The organism is Pseudomonas sp. NPDC087626 (assembly GCF_044743405.1).
Taxonomy (GTDB): domain Bacteria; phylum Pseudomonadota; class Gammaproteobacteria; order Pseudomonadales; family Pseudomonadaceae; genus Aquipseudomonas.
Genome location: NZ_JBIUWJ010000009.1, coordinates 64,744 through 82,479 on the forward strand (window position 1 = coordinate 64,744; position 17,736 = coordinate 82,479).

The following is a 17,736-nucleotide window of genomic DNA, read 5'->3' on the forward strand; positions in this document are numbered from 1 at the left end:
GATGGATATCGGGATGATTCGTGGCCTGGGCACCGTTGTCGTGATGGTTGCCTTTATCGGTCTGGCCTTGTGGGTGTTCAGCCCCAAGCGCAAGTCCGAGTTTGAAGACGCGACCTTGCTGCCTTTCGCGGATGATCCCGAAGCCATCAAGCACGTCGAGCAAGCTTCTAGGAGTAACAAAGAATGACTACGTTCTGGAGTCTGTACGTCACAGTCCTCAGTCTGGGTACCATCTTCGCCCTGACCTGGCTGCTGCTGTCGACCCGCAAGGGCCAGCGCAGCGAGCAGACAGATGAGACGGTTGGCCACTCCTTCGACGGGATCGAGGAGTACGACAACCCGCTGCCGAAATGGTGGTTCATGCTGTTCGTCGGCACCATCGTCTTCGCCCTGGGTTATCTGGTGCTGTACCCGGGCCTGGGCAACTGGAAAGGCCTGCTGCCGGGTTACAGCTACCTCGATAACGAGAAGCAGACCCCGTTCGCCAACGGCCAGTCCGGCTGGACCGGCGTTCACGAGTGGGAAAAGGAAATGGCCAAGTCGGACGCCAAGTTCGGTCCGATCTTCGCCAAGTTCGCTGCCATGCCGATCGAAGAGGTCGCCAAGGACCCACAAGCCCTGAAGATGGGTGGCCGCCTGTTCGCCTCCAACTGCTCGGTTTGCCACGGCTCCGACGCCAAGGGTGCTTATGGCTTCCCGAACCTGACCGACGCCGACTGGCGCTGGGGCGGTTCGCCAGCAGAAATCAAGGCCACCATCCTCGGCGGTCGTCACGCCGTGATGCCAGCCTGGGCTGAAGTGATCGGTGAACAAGGCGTCAGCGACGTTGCGGCATTTGTCCTGACCAACCTCGATGGCCGCAAACTGCCAGAAGGCAGCAAAGCCGACCCGGTTGCTGGCCAGAAGCTGTTCGCCGCCAACTGCGTGGCCTGCCACGGCCCAGCGGGCAAAGGCACGCCAGCAATGGGTGCACCTGACCTGACTCACCCGGGCGCGTTCATCTACGGCTCGAGCTTTGCTCAACTGCAGCAGACCATCCGTTACGGCCGTCAGGGCCAGATGCCTGCGCAAGAGCAAATGCAGGGTAACGACAAGGTTCACTTGCTGGCCGCTTACGTCTACAGCCTGTCTCACGGCGAGAAGGCAGCGGACGCCGAGTAAGGCAAACGCTTGATGCAACAACCAACGGCCCCGTCAGTCACCTGACGGGGCCGTTTGGTTTGTGCCCCCTAATACCGCACTTCAATCACCGACTCGAGTTGACGGCTGGGCCAGTTATTGTCTTTGACGCGATGGACCGCCAGTGATTGCCGGTCTGCGGCAAAGCTTGCGATCAGGTAGCTCTGCTGGGAAGCCGAACCGCTGAGAAACACCGGCACCTGGCCAAATTCCTCGGTGGCATACCAGTATTGCCCTGTGTAGCCGTGATAATGCCCGGCAAATACCGCCGTGACTTTGTAGGTCTCGATCATGTTTCTGAACCGGGCGATCTGCTCCTGACTGCCGGCCCAGTCTCGCGGCTTGTGCAGGTTGAGAATAATAATTCGGCCCTGCTCCCGGGCCTTTTTCAGGTCGCCTTCGAGCCATTCCAGCGCATCGCTGATTTCGAACGCCTTGGGACTGATGAGAGGCACTCCGGAGCTGAAGTTCACCGAATAGGTCGGCTCGTTGTGCAGTTGCACCAGATGCACATCACCCTGGTTGCGCGAATACGCCAGGCTGCCGTAATAGATATCGGTGCCCCCCGAGACCCGCACGCCGAAGTCCATGCTGTCGACCTTGCCCCAGTAACGCTGCTTGAGCGCCTCGATACTGTCGGCAGCGCAGCTGTTGAGAAAACAATCGTCGACGTTGTTTTCATAGTCGTGATTGCCCAACCCGTAGTCATAGACCCCCTCCAGCCGGGACTCCAGAATCGGCATCAGCACCGAGCGTTGCCAGCCGTGGCCAAACGCCGTGAGGTCGCCATTGATCATCACTGGCACCCGCTGGACACCCCCGAAATTGCGGCGGAAATCGGCAATATCGGCGTATTGGGTATCGATCAGCCACTTCGAACGGGCATCGCGCGCTGAGTCTGATTCGGGCGAGCCGTCATCGGAGCTTTCAGTCCAGGGATACTGCGGGTCGGAGGCAAAGACCAGGTGCACAGGTGATACAGTCTCCTGCGCGCTGAATGCGCCGGGCGCCCCGCAGAAGAGCACCAGCACGGCGGCTAACTTGTAACAATTAATGAGCTTCATAAAATTCCATTTTCATAAAGGGTTTAAGGTGAATGAGCCAGGTCGATCCTGGCTCGCCACCAACTTACTGCCCCTTGCGAAAATGAAACAAACCCCTGGCCGCACTTAATCAAGTGCCGATGTTTCAGCGCCGGTGGTGGCGATGCTGGCCAGGCGTGAGGATGGTGGGGGGAAAATCGTCCATACTGAACAAGTCAATTGACCTGCATCATGATTTGTTACATTTGCTACACCATCCTCCCATTTTTCCCAACGCGACCAAAGGTCGCACCCTTGCGCTAGAGCTTCAGGCGTATCATTGCGCCACTGCAACAGCCTTTTTGACCGCGGTCGGCACGTACTGACCGAGGCATTTTTCCACTGCCGTGGGATGCAATGATGAGCAATCAGATTCCGGTACACGACGTTACACCACCTGCCAAGAACGCGAACAACAGCGTCGACCTTTACGCCTCAAGAGAAAAAATCTACACCCGCGCCTTCACCGGCCTGTTCCGCAATCTGCGGATGATGGGCGGTGCCGGGCTGTTCCTGCTGTATTTCGGTACGGTGTGGCTCAACTGGGGCGGCCACCAGGCCGTGTGGTGGAACCTGCCTGAACGCAAATTCTTCATTTTCGGCGCCACCTTCTGGCCGCAGGACTTCATCCTGCTCTCGGGCCTGCTGATCATTGCCGCCTTCGGGCTGTTCTTCATTACCGTCTACGCCGGACGCGTCTGGTGCGGCTATACCTGCCCGCAGAGCGTCTGGACATGGATTTACATGTGGTGCGAGAAGGTCACCGAAGGCGACCGCAACCAGCGCATCAAGCTCGACAAGGCGCCAATGAGCGCCAACAAGTTCCTGCGCAAGTTCAGCAAACACAGCCTGTGGCTGTTGATCGGTTTCGTCACCGGCATGACCTTCGTCGGCTATTTCTCGCCGATTCGTGAGCTGGTCATCGACTTCTTCACCGGCCAGGCGGATGGCTGGTCGTACTTCTGGGTCGGCTTCTTCACCCTCGCCACCTACGGCAACGCCGGCTGGTTGCGCGAGCAGGTGTGCATCTACATGTGCCCGTATGCACGTTTCCAGAGCGTGATGTTCGACAAGGACACCCTGATCGTTTCCTACGATCCGCGCCGTGGCGAAGCCCGTGGCCCGCGCAAAAAAGGCGTGGACTACAAGGCCCAGGGCCTGGGTGACTGCATCGATTGCACCATGTGCGTACAGGTGTGCCCGACCGGCATCGACATCCGCGACGGCCTGCAGATCGAATGCATCGGCTGTGCCGCGTGCATCGACGCCTGCGACAGCATCATGGACAAGATGGACTACCCCCGCGGCCTGATCAGCTACACCACCGAGCACAACCTGTCCGGCCAGAAAACCCATAAACTGCGACCGCGCCTGATCGGCTATGCGCTGGTGTTGCTGGCAATGATCAGCCTCCTGGTGACCGCTTTCTTCATGCGCCCACTGGTGGGCTTCGACGTCAGCAAGGACCGCGTGCTGTACCGCGAGAACGCCGAAGGGCGGATCGAGAACGTCTACAGCCTCAAAGTCATGAACAAGGACCAGCGCGACCATACCTACCTGCTGGAAGCCGCTGGCCTGCCGGACCTCAAGCTGCAAGGCAAGCGTGAGATCAAGGTCGCCGCCGGGGAAATTTTCAGCATGCCGGTCGAGTTGTCGAGTGCACCGGAGCAACTGCCGTCGAGCACCAACGAGGTGAAATTCATCCTCAAGGATGCCGACGACGACAGCGTCCACATTGAAGCCAAGAGCCGATTCATCGGCCCACAAATTCGTTGAGAGAAGTCATCATGCCTGCAGCAAATGCCACCAGCCCTTGGTACAAGCACCTCTGGCCCTGGATCATCATCGCGATCCTGGCCTGTTCGGTGACGCTGACCCTGTCGATGGTGACCATCGCGGTGAACAACCCGGACAACCTGGTCAACGACAATTACTACGAGGCTGGCAAAGGCATCAACCGCTCCCTGGACCGTGAGCTGCTGGCCCAGACCCTGCTGCTGCGCGCCAGCGTGCACCTGGATGGGGTCACCGGCGAAGTCGACCTGCACCTGACCGGCAACAGCCAGCCCAAGACCCTGGAGCTGAACCTGATCTCGCCGACCCAGCCTGAGAAAGACCGCAAGATCACCCTGACTCGCAGCGAAACCGAACCAGGCCGCTACATCGGCCAGGTGACCGACAAGGTCGAAGGCCGCCGCTTTGTCGAATTGCTCGGCAGCCAGGACGATCACATCTGGCGCATGTTCGAAGAAGAACAGGTCAGCCACGACAAGGACCTGCTGCTGGGTGACGAACCACTGCAAGGCGCCGAAGACCTGAAGAACTAAAAACTGCGCTTCGCGCATTCGCGGGCAAGCCCGCTCCCACAGTTGATCAGCGGTCGTGAGCTCGCCAACGATCCCTGTGGGAGCGGGTTTGCCCGCGAAGCGGCCCTATCCGACGATAGAGATCCAGCGGTACTAGTGATTACCCCATGACCACCAGCCCAATCCCCTGCTACCACTGCGCCCTGCCCGTCCCGTCTGGCAGCCGGTTTACTGCCGTGATCCTCGGCGAAACCCGCGAGCTCTGCTGCCCAGGATGCCAGGCGGTGGCCGAAGCGATAGTCGCCGGTGGCCTGGAGCATTACTACAGCCACCGTAGCGAAGCCTCGGCCAACCCCGAAGCCTTGCCAGTGCAACTGGTCGACGAACTGGCACTGTACGACCGCGCCGATGTGCAGCAACCCTTCGTCCGTCACGACGGCGACCTGGCCGAAACCACACTGCTGATGGAAGGCATCAGTTGCGCCGCCTGTGGCTGGTTGATCGAAAAACACCTGCGTGGCCTGCCTGCCGTGGCCGAGGCGCGGCTGAACCTGTCGAACCATCGCCTGCACGTGCGCTGGGTCGATAGCCAGTTGCCGTTGAGTCAGGTGCTCAGCGAATTGCGCCACATCGGCTATGCCGCCCACCCCTACCAGGCCGACCGCGCCAGCGAACAACTGGCCAGCGAAAACCGCCTGGCCCTGCGCCAACTGGGTGTAGCCGGCCTGCTGTGGTTCCAGGCGATGATGGCAACCATGGCGACATGGCCGGAATTCAACATCGACCTCAGCCCCGAACTGCACACCATCTTGCGTTGGGTCGCGCTGTTCCTGACCACGCCGATTGTGTTCTACAGCTGCGCGCCGTTCTTCAAAGGGGCGATGCGCGACCTGCGCACCCGCCACCTGACCATGGACGTATCGGTCTCGCTGGCCATTGGCGGCGCCTACCTGGCGGGCATCTGGACCTCGATCACCGGCACCGGCGAGCTGTATTTCGATGCGGTCGGCATGTTCGCCCTGTTCCTGCTGGCCGGGCGTTACCTGGAGCGCCGGGCCCGGGAGCGCACGGCCGCGGCCACCGCGCAGCTGGTGAACCTGCTGCCGGCCTCCTGCCTGCGCCTGAGCACCGATGGCCAAAGCGAACGGATCCTGCTCAGCGAGTTACGCCTGGGCGACCAGGTACTGGTGCACCCCGGCGCGATCCTGCCGGCTGACGGGCGGATTCTCGACGGCCAGTCGAGCGTCGATGAGTCGCTGCTGACCGGCGAATACCTGCCCCAGGCCCGCACGCGTGGCGATGCGGTCACCGCGGGCACGCTGAATGTCGAAGGCGCGCTGACCGTCGAGGTCCAGGCCCTCGGCCAGGACACGCGCCTGTCGGCCATCGTCCGCTTGCTGGAGCGGGCCCAGGCGGAAAAACCGCGGCTGGCGGAGATCGCCGACAAAGCCGCGCAATGGTTCCTCCTGCTGTCACTGGTGGCCGCCGCGGTGATCGGCCTGCTGTGGTGGCAACTGGATGCGTCCCGGGCGTTCTGGATCGTCCTGGCGATGCTGGTGGCTACCTGCCCGTGCGCCTTGTCACTGGCCACGCCCACCGCCCTGACTGCCGCCACCGGCACCCTGCACAAACTCGGCCTGCTGCTGACCCGTGGGCATGTGCTCGAAGGCCTGAACCAGATCGACACGGTGATTTTCGACAAGACCGGCACCCTCACCGAAGGACGCCTGGCCTTACGCTCGATCCGGCCCCTGGCCAGCCTCGACAGCGACCAGTGCCTGGCCCTCGCCGCCGCCCTGGAAAACCGTTCCGAACACCCGATTGCCCGCGCATTCGGCCGAGCCCCGCTGGCCGCCGAAGAAGTCCTCAGCAGCCCAGGCCTGGGCCTCGAAGGGCGAGTCGGCGAGCAGCGCCTGCGCATTGGCCAACCGGCCTTCGTCTGCGCGCTCAGCGGCTGTGCGGTGCCGGCCATGCCTGAGGAAGCCGGGCAGTGGCTGCTGCTGGGTGACAGCAGCGGCGCACTGGCCTGGCTGGTCCTCGACGACCGCCTGCGCAGTGACGCCCCCGCCCTGCTCGCCGCCTGCAAGGCCCGGGGCTGGCGTACGCTGCTGCTGTCCGGCGACAGTTCGCCAATGGTCGCCAGCGTGGCCGCCGAGCTGGGCATCGATGAAGCCCGGGGCGGTTTGCGCCCGGACGACAAGCTGCAAGTGCTCAAGCAACTGCAACAGCAAGGCCGCAAGGTGTTGATGCTCGGCGATGGGGTCAATGATGTGCCGGTGCTGGCCGCCGCCGACATCAGCGTGGCCATGGGTTCGGCCACTGACCTGGCGAAAACCAGCGCCGATGCGGTGTTGCTGTCCAACCGCCTGGACGCCCTGGTGCAAGCCTTCAGCCTGGCTCGCCGGACACGTCGGGTAATCATCGAGAACCTGCTGTGGGCCGGGCTGTACAATGGCCTCATGTTGCCCTTCGCGGCCCTCGGCTGGATCACTCCGGTGTGGGCCGCGGTCGGCATGTCCATCAGTTCGTTGACCGTGGTGCTCAATGCCCTGCGCCTGACTCGCCTGCCGAGCGCGCCCGCAAGCACCCCGCCACACACCCCCGCGCTGCCGGCCTGAGCCGCGCGCGCATGGAGTCCCGATGCCAGCTCTCTACGTGATGATCCCGGCGGCACTGCTGATCGTCGCCATCGCTATCTACATTTTCTTCTGGGCGGTCGACAGCGGTCAGTACGACGACCTCGACGGACCGGCCCACAGCATCCTGTTCGACGACCAGGACCCTAACCACCAGGCGGCGATCAACGAAGCCGACGGCCACCCGGCGGATCCGGCCAAGCCGACCGACAAGACCCCACCCCATGCTTGAACTGGCACCCCTGCTGGTCTCGGCACTGATCCTCGGGCTGCTCGGTGGCGGCCACTGCCTGGGCATGTGTGGCGGGCTGATGGGCGCGCTGACCCTGGCGATCCCCAAGGAACAACGCAGTCGGCGTTTTCGCCTGCTGCTGGCGTACAACCTCGGGCGGATTCTCAGCTACGCCACCGCCGGCCTGCTGATCGGCCTGGCGGGATGGGCAGTGGCCAACAGCCCGGCGGCGATGTTCATGCGCATCCTCGCCGGCCTGCTGTTGATCGCCATGGGCCTGTACCTGGCGGGCTGGTGGAGCGGCCTGACCCGCATCGAAGGCCTGGGCCGTGGCCTGTGGCGTTATATCCAGCCAGTGGCCAACCGTTTGCTGCCAGTCTCGAGCCTGCCGCGCGCCTTGCTGCTGGGTGCGCTGTGGGGGTGGCTGCCTTGCGGGCTGGTGTACAGCACCCTGCTGTGGTCCGCCAGCCAGGGCAATGCGCTGGACAGTGCGCTGCTGATGCTCGCGTTTGGCCTCGGCACCTGGCCGGTGCTGCTGGCCACCGGGCTGGCCGCCGAACGAGTCACCGCCCTGCTGCGCAAGCGTAGCGTGCGCATGGCGGGTGGCCTGCTGGTGATCCTGTTCGGCATCTGGACCCTGCCGGGGCCGCATCAGCATTGGTTGATGGGGCACTGAGCACGGCGCCTGCCGCGCGCCCCTTGATACAAGTCAACATGCCCACGTTGGCAACCCCCTAGACTCGCTGTCACTGCCAGCCTATCCGGGGAATGCCCGCATGCTCGACGCCATTCGTTGGGACACAGATCTGATCCGCCGTTACGACCTGGCGGGACCTCGCTACACCTCGTACCCGACCGCGGTGCAATTCCACAGCCAGGTCGGCTCCTTCGACCTGCTCCATGCCCTGCGCGAGAGTCGCAAGGCCCAGCGACCGTTGTCGCTGTACGTGCATGTGCCGTTCTGCGCGAACATTTGCTACTACTGCGCCTGCAACAAGGTCATCACCAAGGACCGTGGCCGTGCGTTGCCGTACCTGCAACGCCTGGAGCAGGAAATCCAGCTGGTGGCCTGCCACTTGGACCCGCAGCAGAAAGTCGAGCAATTGCATTTTGGTGGCGGCACCCCGACCTTCCTCAGCCACGACGAGTTGCGCCAGCTGATGGCGCAACTGCGCAAGCACTTCAACCTGCTGGACGATGACTCCGGCGACTACGGTATCGAGATCGACCCTCGCGAGGCCGACTGGTCGACCATGGGCCTGCTGCGCGAACTGGGCTTCAACCGGGTCAGCATCGGCCTGCAAGACCTCGATCCGGCAGTGCAGCGGGCGGTCAATCGCCTGCAGAGCCTGGAAGAGACCCGTGCGGTGATCGATGCGGCGCGCACTCTGCAATTTCGCTCGATCAATATCGACCTGATCTACGGCCTGCCCAAGCAGACCGCGGAAAACTTCGCTCGCACCGTCGAGGAAGTCATCAGCCTGCAGCCGGACCGGCTCTCGGTGTTCAACTACGCCCACTTGCCCGAGCGCTTCATGCCGCAGCGGCGGATCAACAGCAGCGACCTGCCCGCTCCGGCGGAAAAACTGCAGATGCTGCAGCGCACCATCGAGCAATTGACCGCCGCCGGTTATCGCTACATCGGCATGGACCACTTCGCCCTGCCGGACGATGAACTGGCCATTGCCCAGGAAGAGACCACCCTGCAGCGCAACTTCCAGGGCTATACCACCCACGGACATTGCGACCTGATTGGCCTGGGGGTTTCGGCCATCAGCCAGATCGGCGACCTGTACTGCCAGAACAGCAGCGATCTCAACGAGTACCAGAATGCCCTGGCCAGCTCCCAACTGGGCACCAGCCGTGGCCTGGTCTGCACCCAGGACGACCGGATCCGGCGAGCGGTGATCCAGCAGTTGATCTGCAATTTCCATCTGCAGTTCGCAACCATCGAACAGCAGTTCAACCTCGACTTTCGTGGCTACTTCGGCGAGCTCTGGCCGCAGTTGCAGGCCATGGCCACTGATGGCCTGATTGAACTCGATAGCGAGAAAATCCTGATCCTGCCGGCCGGGCGCCTGCTGGTGCGATCGGTGTGCATGGTGTTCGACGCATACCTGGAACAGCAGAACCGCCAGCGTTTTTCGCGAGTAATTTGACCCAGGCTACGGACAAATAGACTGCGCCATGTTGCCGCAGTCTGGCCTCCGGGTCCTCCCGTGGGGTACCCTTACGTCTTATGTGTGTTTTTCCCACAAGGATCTAAGAAATGTCCGAGCCAGTTAAACTGCGCGCTCACAGCCAGGCTCACTGCAAGGATTGCAGCCTGGCCCCCCTCTGCCTTCCACTATCGCTGAATCTGGAAGACATGGATGCGCTGGACGACATCGTAAAACGCGGCCGTCCGCTGAAAAAGGGCGAGTTCCTGTTCCGTCAGGGTGACCGATTCGATTCGGTATTTGCCGTGCGCTCCGGCGCCCTGAAGACTTTCAGTCTCAGCGACGGCGGTGAAGAACAGATCACCGGCTTCCACTTGCCGAGCGAACTGGTCGGCCTGTCGGGCATGGACACCGAGTCTCACCCGGTGTCCGCCCAGGCGCTGGAAACCACTTCAGTGTGCGAAATCCCTTTCGAGCGTCTCGATGAACTGGCCCTGCAACTGCCGCAATTGCGCCGTCAGTTGATGCGGGTGATGAGCCGCGAGATTCGCGACGACCAGCAAATGATGCTGCTGCTGTCGAAGAAGACCGCTGACGAGCGAATCGCCACCTTCCTGGTCAACCTCTCGGCGCGCTTCCGCGCACGCGGGTTCTCGGCCAACCAGTTCCGCCTGAGCATGTCGCGCAACGAAATCGGCAACTACCTGGGGCTGGCGGTGGAAACCGTGTCCCGGGTGTTCACCCGTTTCCAGCAAAACCAGTTGATCGCCGCCGAGGGCAAGGAAGTACACATCCTCGACCCGATCCAACTGTGCGCGCTGGCCGGCGGCTCTGTCGAAGGCTGAGGAGGCACGGGCGGCCGAGCGAACCTGCTCGGCCGCCGTTATACTGCTGCATTTGCAGCCTGCCAGGACATCTCGACGATGCTCATCGACTCCTTCGACATCAAATCCCTGATCCGCCCCGTGATCGACTTTCCCAAGCCTGGCGTGATCTTTCGCGATATCACTCCCTTGTTCCAGTCGCCCAAGGCCCTGCGCCTGGTGATGGACAGCTTTGCCCATCGTTATGTCGAAGCCGATTTCACCCACATCGGTGCAATGGATGCCCGTGGTTTCCTGATCGGCTCGGTGCTGGCCTATCAACTGAACAAACCACTGGTGCTGTTTCGCAAGCAAGGCAAGCTGCCGGCCGACGTACTGGCCGAGGGCTACCAGACCGAGTACGGCGAAGCCTTCCTCGAAGTCCACGCCGACAGCCTGTGCGAAGGCGACTCAGTACTGATGTTCGATGACCTGATCGCCACCGGCGGCACCCTGATTGCCGCGGCCAATCTGGTCCGGCGCATGGGCGCGAAAATTTTCGAAGCGGCAGCGATCATCGACCTGCCGGAGCTGGGCGGCTCGCAGCGCCTGGAAGACATGGGCATCCCGACGTTCTGCCTGACGCAGTTTGCCTTGTCCGAACAGTAAGCGGTGTTGGCACTGAGATCATCGCGGGCAAGCCGCCATAGCGCAATCTACAGCCCCATCTGCTTGCTGATTATCTCGTTCATCACTTCCCGCGTGCCGCCGCCAATGGACAGGATCCGGTTGTCGCGGTACAGCCGCTCCACCAGGCTGTCGCGCATGTAGCCCAGCCCGCCGAGGATCTGCACCGCGTCGTGGGTGATGCGATCCGCGGTGTCGGTGGCGAAGTTCTTGGCCATGGAGATTTCCTTGATCACACTTTGCCCGGCAGCCATTTTTGCCGCCTGGCGATAGGTGAACTCCCGGGACACCTCCAGCGTCGTAGCCATTTCCGCCAGGCGATGCTTGAGCACCTGGAACTTGCCAATGGGCTTGCCGAACGCTTCGCGCTGGCGGGCCCACTTCAGGCTTTCTTCCAGTGCCAGTTGCGCGGTCATGTTGGCCATGAGGGCCAGGGCCAGGCGCTCACTCTGGAAGTTGCCCATGATGCAGGCAAAGCCCATGTTCTCGGCGCCGATCAGGTTCCCGACGGGCACTGTGCAATCGTCGAAAAACAACTCGGCGGTGTCCGACGCCCACCAACCCATTTTCTTCAATTGACGCCCAACGCTGAACCCTGGGGTGTCGCGCTCGATCAGCAACAGGCTGATGCCGCCGAACCCGGTGTCGCCGGTGCGCACCGCCACCGTATAAAAGTCCGCGCGCACCCCGCTGGTGATGAAGGTCTTGCTGCCATTGACCCGGTAGTGATCGCCGTCGCGCACAGCACGGGTCTGCAGGTTGGCCACGTCGGAGCCGCCGCTAGGCTCGGTGACCGCCAGCGCGCTGATCTTTTCGCCGCTGAGCACCTGCGGCACCACCCGCTCACGCACCTCGGGCCGCGCCCACTTGACGATCGGCGGCAGTCCGATGTCCAGCGATCCCAGCCCCGCCACCAGCCCGCCGGAGCCACAGCGCATCAGCTCTTCGCTGGCGGCGATCTTGGCGAACAGGTCACCCTCGTGGCTACCACCCAGCGCTTCGGGGTAACCGATGCCCAGGATGCCCGCCGCGCCAGCCTTGAGGTAGAGCTCGCGAGGAAAGCCCTCGGCCTCCTCCCACTGGTCGATGTCCGGGATGATCTCGCGTTCGACGAAACGTCTTACGCTATCGCGGACCAATTCATGGCTGGGATCGAAGTATTCCTGGAAGGCAGGCATCGGCGAACTCCACTGAAGGTTCAGCGAAGTTAACCGAGCGCTTGCTTGGTTTTCAACAGATTTATGCCCGTAGGAGCAAGGCTTGCCCGCGAAGGCATCAAACCAGATGCTGGATTACAACGCGATCGGCTTACGCCCGGCAAACGAATGCGCCAGCGTGCCGCCATCCACCAGTTCCAACTCGCCCCCCAACGGTACGCCGTGGGCGATACGCGAGGTGATCAAGCCCTTGTTGGCGAGCAACTGGGCGATGTAGTGAGCGGTGGCTTCACCTTCCACGGTCGGGTTGGTGGCCAGGATGATTTCGCTGAAGGTACCGGCGTCTTCGATCCGTGCCAGCAATTGCGGAATGCCAATGGCTTCCGGCCCCAGGCCGTCGAGTGGCGACAAATGGCCCTTGAGCACGAAGTAGCGACCGCGAAAGCCGGTCTGCTCCACGGCATACACGTCCATCGGCCCCTCCACCACGCACAGCAGGCTGTCGTCGCGGCGGGTGTCGGAGCACTGCGGGCACAGTTCTTCTTCGGTCAGGGTACGGCACAGACGGCAATGACCGACCCCTTCCATTGCCTGGCTCAAGGCCAGCGCCAACCGCGAGCCACCGCTGCGGTCGCGTTCGAGCAGTTGCAACGCCATGCGCTGGGCAGTTTTCTGGCCGACCCCAGGCAAGGTGCGCAGGGCGTCGATCAGTTGGCGAATCAAAGGGCTGAAGCTCATGGGCAAAGGTCCGACAAAACAACGAGACGCGGTTTATACCCGCGCCTCTGGCCAGCGTCAAATGCTCATCGGTCGGTCAGTCCTTGGCCACCCGCACCACCAGCTTGCCGAAGTTGCGCCCCTCCAGCAGGCCAATAAAGGCCTCGGGCGCCTGCTCCAGGCCTTCGACCACGTCCTCGCGGAACTTCACCTTGCCTTCGCGTACCCAGGGCGCCATGGCCTTGGCAAACTCGGAGTGGCGATCACCATAGTCGTCGAACACGATAAACCCCTGCATCCGCACCCGCTTGGTCAGCAACGTGCGCTGCAGCAGCGGCATGCGGTCCGGGCCCGGTGGCGCCTCGTGCGCGTTGTATTGGGCAATCAAGCCGCACACCGGGACCCGCGCCTTGGGATTGAGCAACGGCAGGACCGCGTCGAACACCTTGCCGCCAACGTTTTCGAAGTAGATGTCGATACCAGCACCGCACGCCTGCGCCAGTTGCTCGGCAAAGTCCGCGCTCTTGTGATCGATGCACGCGTCAAAACCCAGCTCATCGACCACGTAGCGGCATTTATCCGCGCCGCCGGCGACGCCGACCACCTTCAGGCCCTTGATCCGCGCCACCTGGCCCACCACCGAGCCCACGGCCCCGGACGCAGCCGCCACGACCAGGGTCTCCCCTTCCTTGGGCTGGCCGATGTTCATCAGCCCCATGTAGGCGGTCATGCCCGGCATGCCGAGCACGCCCAGGGCCATGGACGGACTGGGCAAGCCGGACGGCACCGGGATCAGGGCCCGACCGTCGCTGATGCTGTGGCTCTGCCAGCCGGTGGCACCGACGACCAGGTCACCTTCGTGGAATTTCGGGTTCAGCGAGCGCTCGACCCGGCTGACAGCGCCACCGGTCATGACCTCGCCGATGGCCACTGGGGCGGCGTAGGACGGTGCGTCGCTCATGCGCCCGCGCATGTAGGGATCAAGCGACAGGTACAGCGTCTTGAGCAGCACCTGGCCTTCGGCCAGATCGGGCAGCGCCACCCGTTCCATGCGGAAGTTTTCCGGCGTTGGCGCACCCGCCGGGCGAGAAGCCAGGACAATGCGTTGGTTGAGGGTCATGGCGTCGGACATGGCAGCGTCTCCTGTGATCGTTGAGGTTCAGTGATATAGGGAGCAGACCTTTGTGGCGGTATGGCGTTCGATGTTTATTCAGTTGCATCGGGGTGACTTCATCGCGAGCAAGCTCGCTCCCACAGGTTTTGCGAGCGCCGCGAATCCTGTGGGAGCGGGCTTGCCCGCGATGGCGGCATGTCAGCCACACATATCTGTCAGCCAGAAACAAAAATGCCAAGCGCTATGCCTGGCATTTTTGTAACTCATCTGCCGCCTGAAGGCGAATCAGAATGGCAGTTTCATGCCCGGTGGCAGTTGCATGCCGGCGGTCATGCCGGACATCTTGTCCTGGCTGTTGGCCTCGATCTTGCGCACGGCGTCGTTCACCGCAGCCGCGAACACCGCCTCGAGCATCTCTTTGTCATCTTCGCTCAGGCCTTCTACCAGGCTTGGGTCGATGGTCACGCGCTTGACGTCGTGACGACCGGTCATGACCACGGTGACCATATCGCCACCGGCTTTACCGGTGACTTCGGCGTTGGCCAGTTCTTCCTGCATCTTGGCCATTTTTTCCTGCATCTGCTGCGCCTGCTTCATCAGGCCGGCCATGCCACCTTTCATCATGGGAATCACCTCAAAAGTACGTGGATCAAAACGGCGCCCGGACCAGTGGGCCGAGCACCTTCAGTTTGTTAGCCCTGGCTGACCAGAGCCTCGACAGGTTCAATAGTATCGTTACGGATCACTGCGCCGAACTGTTGCATCATCTGCTGGATGAACGGATCGCCGTGGATCGAATCCTCGGCCTCGCGCTGACGGTTGGCGCGTCGCCGGGACGACGCCTGGGCCGGGGTTTCCTGCTCCGGCTTGATCAGCTCGATGCTGATTGTCAGGGTGCGCTGCAGCAACTGGTTCAGGGCATCGTTGAGCCGCCGTTGCTGGGTGGCGTTGAACAGCGCGCTGTGGGCCGGGTCCAGGTGCAACAGCCACTGGTCGCCCTCCACGGCGATCAGCGTGCAGTTGGCGGCGATGCTGCCGGTCATGCCGGAAATCGGCAGTTTCGGGAACAGTTCCAGCCACTGTAGCGCCAGGCCGGTGGCTGGCATCGCCGCAGGCTCGGGTTCCGGTGCCGGCGCAGGCTCGGCGGTGTGCTCGCTGGCGAGCTCATCGAGGTAGCTGTACGCCGAGTCCATGTCCGGCTCAATGTAATCCTCGTCCAGCGGCGGCTCGTCATCCAGGTCCATACCTGGGGTGGCGGCATCCACCTGGGCCACTGAAGGCTCGGGAATCGGCGCGGCGGCCCATTCCGGCGCATCCAGCACCACGCTATCGGGCACCGGACCGGGCATCGGTGTCAGGTCTGGCTGTTCGGCGACGGTCTCTAGCACCGGCTCGACCGCCGGTTGCAGCGCAGCCGCCGGCTCTACCGGGTCGTTCCAGGGCAGATCGACGACCTCCTCGACAGCGGCCGCCGGCTCAGGCGCCACATGCACCACAGGCTCCGGCTCGACCACCGGCGCAACAGGTGCAACAGGCGCAGGGGTTGGTGCAGGCGCGGCAACCGGCGGCGCAGCGGCCACGACCGGCGCAACAGGTACCGCGCCAGCCACTGAGTGAGCGGAATCAACTGTGGCCTGGCTGATCCCCACTGGCTTTAGCGGCTGCCTCGGCGCATCGGCGGTGTCTGCCGGGCGGAAAGCCAGCATCCGCAGCAGGACCATTTCAAAGCCGCCCCGCGGATCGGGGGCCAGCGGCAAATCGCGTCGACCGATCAGCCCCATCTGGTAATAGAACTGCACATCCTCGGCCGGCAGGGCCTGGGCCAGCGCCAACACCCGGTCGCGGTCGCCCTGTCCGTTGTCGACACCGTCCGGCAATGCCTGGGCAATCGCCACGCGGTGCAGCACATTGAGGATTTCCGAGAGCACGCCATTCCAGTCCGGGCCTTGCTCGGCCAGGTGCCGGACACCTTCGAGCAACGCCTTGGCGTCGCCTTCGATCAGCGCGTGCAGGACATCGTAGACCTGCCCATGGTCGAGCGTGCCGAGCATAGCCCGCACGTCCGCCGCCATGACCTTGCCTTCACCGAAAGCAATGGCCTGGTCGGTCAGGCTCATGGCATCGCGCATCGAACCGTCGGCGGCGCGCCCGAGCAACCACAGGGCGTCGTCTTCGAACGGCACGTTCTCCACACCCAGGACGTGGGTCAAATGCTCGACCACGCGCTCCGGCGTCATGTTTTTCAGGGAGAACTGCAGGCATCGAGACAAAATCGTTGCTGGAAGTTTCTGCGGGTCAGTGGTCGCCAGGATGAACTTGACGTAGGGCGGCGGCTCTTCGAGGGTTTTCAACAGCGCATTGAAGGAATGACTGGAGAGCATGTGCACTTCGTCGATCAGGTAGACCTTGAAGCGCCCACGGCTCGGCGCGTACTGCACGTTGTCCAGCAGTTCGCGGGTGTCCTCGACCTTGGTCCGGCTCGCGGCGTCGATCTCGATCAGGTCGACAAAGCGCCCTTCGTCGATCTCGCGGCACACCGAACAGGTGCCACACGGCGTCGACGTAATACCTGTTTCACAGTTCAGGCATTTGGCGATGATCCGCGCGATGGTGGTCTTGCCCACCCCGCGAGTGCCGGTAAACAAATAGGCGTGGTGCAGCCGCTGGCTGTCCAAGGCATTGATCAGAGCCTTGAGCACATGGGTCTGGCCGACCATTTCGCGGAACGAGCGCGGACGCCATTTACGTGCAAGAACCTGATAACTCATCGAAAACCGTCGCGACTGGGAAGCGGAAGCGGGTAATGCTAGCGGAGCAAGGGCAAAATTGCATCCGGTGTGCTCGGCTAATCTGGCTAAGCTGGTGTTCGGGGGACGTTTTAATCGGCGTCGGGCGGTATTTGCTGGAGTGTTTATGCGGTCAGCCTTGGGGGCATTGTTATTGGTCAGCGCCAGCACTCTTGCCGCGCCCAGCCCTTTACGCTTCGCGATCACCGACAGCTGGGCCATGCCCATGGTGCAAATCGAGCACGGTCGCCCGACCCAGGGCATTCTGCATGACGTGATGCTGAGCCTGGCGACCCAGGTCGGTTTGCCCGCCGAATTCTATGTCCTGGCGCGCGCGCGCGTGCAAAACGCCATGGAGCACGGGGAAATCGACGTCCGCTGCTACGCCGCGCAATCCTGGCTACCCAACCAGTCCGGCGACTACATCTGGAGCATTCCCCTGTGGTTCCAGCGCGACCTGCTGATCAGCAACCAGCACCACCATGCCGGGGTAGTCCCGGCCGACCTCGCACCACAAACCATCGGCACGGTGTTGAGCTACCACTACCCTACCCTGCAGCCGCTGTTCGATAGCGGGCAACTCAAGCGCGACGACGCCCGCAACCAGGACCAGGTCCTGCAAAAGCTGCTGGCCGGGCGCAATGAGTATGGGGTCAGCAACCAGTGGACCCTGGACTGGTTCAATCAACGTCTATTGCCGGAGCGGCAATTGCGCGCCGTCGCGGTCCTGCAGGAGCTGCACGTCGGCTGCTACGTGCGCAACGATCCGGACCTGCCGGTGCAGCGCATTTTGCGGACCCTGCTGCGCATGAAGATGTCCGGCGAGATCGATGACATCATCCGCCTGTATACCGGCTCTCAAGAACCGTCACCCTAGG

The 17,736-nt window shown here is 62.7% G+C and carries 17 protein-coding genes; 11 read left to right on the plus strand and 6 right to left on the minus strand.

Going from position 1 to position 17,736, the window contains the following annotated elements:
• Position 1: 1 nt before the first annotated feature.
• A complete protein-coding gene (locus ACIOVD_RS09880) occupies positions 2 to 187 on the plus strand; it encodes a CcoQ/FixQ family Cbb3-type cytochrome c oxidase assembly chaperone (protein WP_003175465.1) in 186 nt (61 codons plus the stop codon).
• Entirely contained in the window at positions 184 to 1,161 is a 978-nt protein-coding gene (gene ccoP, locus ACIOVD_RS09885) for a cytochrome-c oxidase, cbb3-type subunit III (protein ID WP_095165367.1), read from the plus strand. Before ACIOVD_RS09880 ends, ccoP begins: the two co-directional genes overlap by 4 nt.
• Positions 1,162 to 1,229: 68 nt before the next feature.
• Here ccoP and ACIOVD_RS09890 read toward each other — a convergent pair whose 3' ends face one another.
• Positions 1,230 to 2,243 (minus strand): metallophosphoesterase family protein, encoded by a 1,014-nt coding sequence (locus ACIOVD_RS09890; protein ID WP_401127359.1) that lies wholly within the window; start codon positions 2,241 to 2,243, stop codon positions 1,230 to 1,232.
• Positions 2,244 to 2,621: 378 nt separating this feature from the next.
• Between ACIOVD_RS09890 and ccoG the strand changes: the two genes are divergently transcribed.
• The 8 genes from ccoG to ACIOVD_RS09930 all read left to right on the plus strand — a co-directional run bounded on the left by ccoG (position 2,622) and on the right by ACIOVD_RS09930 (position 11,066).
• Entirely contained in the window at positions 2,622 to 4,037 is a 1,416-nt protein-coding gene (gene ccoG, locus ACIOVD_RS09895) for a cytochrome c oxidase accessory protein CcoG (RefSeq protein WP_095165370.1), read from the plus strand.
• 11 nt (positions 4,038 to 4,048) lie between these two features.
• The gene (locus tag ACIOVD_RS09900) at positions 4,049 to 4,588 is read left to right on the plus strand and encodes a FixH family protein (RefSeq protein ID WP_159997066.1); all 540 of its coding nucleotides are present in this window, start codon (positions 4,049 to 4,051) and stop codon (positions 4,586 to 4,588) included.
• 146 nt (positions 4,589 to 4,734) lie between these two features.
• A complete protein-coding gene (locus ACIOVD_RS09905; RefSeq protein WP_401127362.1) occupies positions 4,735 to 7,185 on the plus strand; it encodes a heavy metal translocating P-type ATPase in 2,451 nt (816 codons plus the stop codon).
• Between the two features lie 22 nt (positions 7,186 to 7,207).
• Positions 7,208 to 7,435, plus strand: coding sequence for a cbb3-type cytochrome oxidase assembly protein CcoS (ccoS, locus tag ACIOVD_RS09910; protein ID WP_401127364.1), 228 nt, complete (start codon positions 7,208 to 7,210; stop codon positions 7,433 to 7,435).
• The gene (locus tag ACIOVD_RS09915) at positions 7,428 to 8,111 is read left to right on the plus strand and encodes a sulfite exporter TauE/SafE family protein (protein ID WP_159997070.1); all 684 of its coding nucleotides are present in this window, start codon (positions 7,428 to 7,430) and stop codon (positions 8,109 to 8,111) included. Before ccoS ends, ACIOVD_RS09915 begins: the two co-directional genes overlap by 8 nt.
• A 100-nt stretch (positions 8,112 to 8,211) precedes the next feature.
• The gene (gene hemN / locus ACIOVD_RS09920; protein WP_401127366.1) at positions 8,212 to 9,594 is read left to right on the plus strand and encodes an oxygen-independent coproporphyrinogen III oxidase; all 1,383 of its coding nucleotides are present in this window, start codon (positions 8,212 to 8,214) and stop codon (positions 9,592 to 9,594) included.
• Positions 9,595 to 9,704: 110 nt separating this feature from the next.
• Positions 9,705 to 10,439 (plus strand): fumarate/nitrate reduction transcriptional regulator Fnr, encoded by a 735-nt coding sequence (gene fnr / locus ACIOVD_RS09925; protein WP_095165381.1) that lies wholly within the window; start codon positions 9,705 to 9,707, stop codon positions 10,437 to 10,439.
• A 78-nt stretch (positions 10,440 to 10,517) separates the two neighbouring features.
• The gene (locus ACIOVD_RS09930) at positions 10,518 to 11,066 is read left to right on the plus strand and encodes an adenine phosphoribosyltransferase (RefSeq protein ID WP_095165383.1); all 549 of its coding nucleotides are present in this window, start codon (positions 10,518 to 10,520) and stop codon (positions 11,064 to 11,066) included.
• Positions 11,067 to 11,113: 47 nt separating this feature from the next.
• Here the strand turns inward: ACIOVD_RS09930 and ACIOVD_RS09935 are convergent, their stop codons facing one another.
• The 5 genes from ACIOVD_RS09935 to dnaX form a co-directional block, all read right to left on the minus strand.
• Complete coding sequence (locus tag ACIOVD_RS09935; RefSeq protein ID WP_401127369.1) at positions 11,114 to 12,262, minus strand: acyl-CoA dehydrogenase family protein; 1,149 nt, start codon at positions 12,260 to 12,262, stop codon at positions 11,114 to 11,116.
• Between the two features lie 114 nt (positions 12,263 to 12,376).
• Positions 12,377 to 12,979: a recombination mediator RecR gene (gene recR / locus ACIOVD_RS09940; protein WP_095165387.1), complete on the minus strand. Its 603-nt coding sequence runs from the start codon at positions 12,977 to 12,979 to the stop codon at positions 12,377 to 12,379.
• Positions 12,980 to 13,055: 76 nt separating this feature from the next.
• Positions 13,056 to 14,090 carry an NADP-dependent oxidoreductase gene (locus tag ACIOVD_RS09945; protein ID WP_401127371.1) on the minus strand — a complete coding sequence of 345 codons (1,035 nt, stop codon included), beginning with the start codon at positions 14,088 to 14,090 and terminating at the stop codon, positions 13,056 to 13,058.
• A 267-nt stretch (positions 14,091 to 14,357) separates the two neighbouring features.
• Positions 14,358 to 14,696: a YbaB/EbfC family nucleoid-associated protein gene (locus ACIOVD_RS09950; protein WP_008028561.1), complete on the minus strand. Its 339-nt coding sequence runs from the start codon at positions 14,694 to 14,696 to the stop codon at positions 14,358 to 14,360.
• 68 nt (positions 14,697 to 14,764) lie between these two features.
• Positions 14,765 to 16,840, minus strand: a complete 2,076-nt coding sequence (gene dnaX / locus ACIOVD_RS09955; RefSeq protein WP_401127373.1) for a DNA polymerase III subunit gamma/tau — start codon at positions 16,838 to 16,840, stop codon at positions 14,765 to 14,767.
• A gap of 145 nt (positions 16,841 to 16,985) precedes the next feature.
• Between dnaX and ACIOVD_RS09960 the strand changes: the two genes are divergently transcribed.
• Positions 16,986 to 17,735 (plus strand): substrate-binding periplasmic protein, encoded by a 750-nt coding sequence (locus ACIOVD_RS09960; protein ID WP_401127375.1) that lies wholly within the window; start codon positions 16,986 to 16,988, stop codon positions 17,733 to 17,735.
• The last annotated feature ends 1 nt before the right edge of the window (position 17,736 follow it).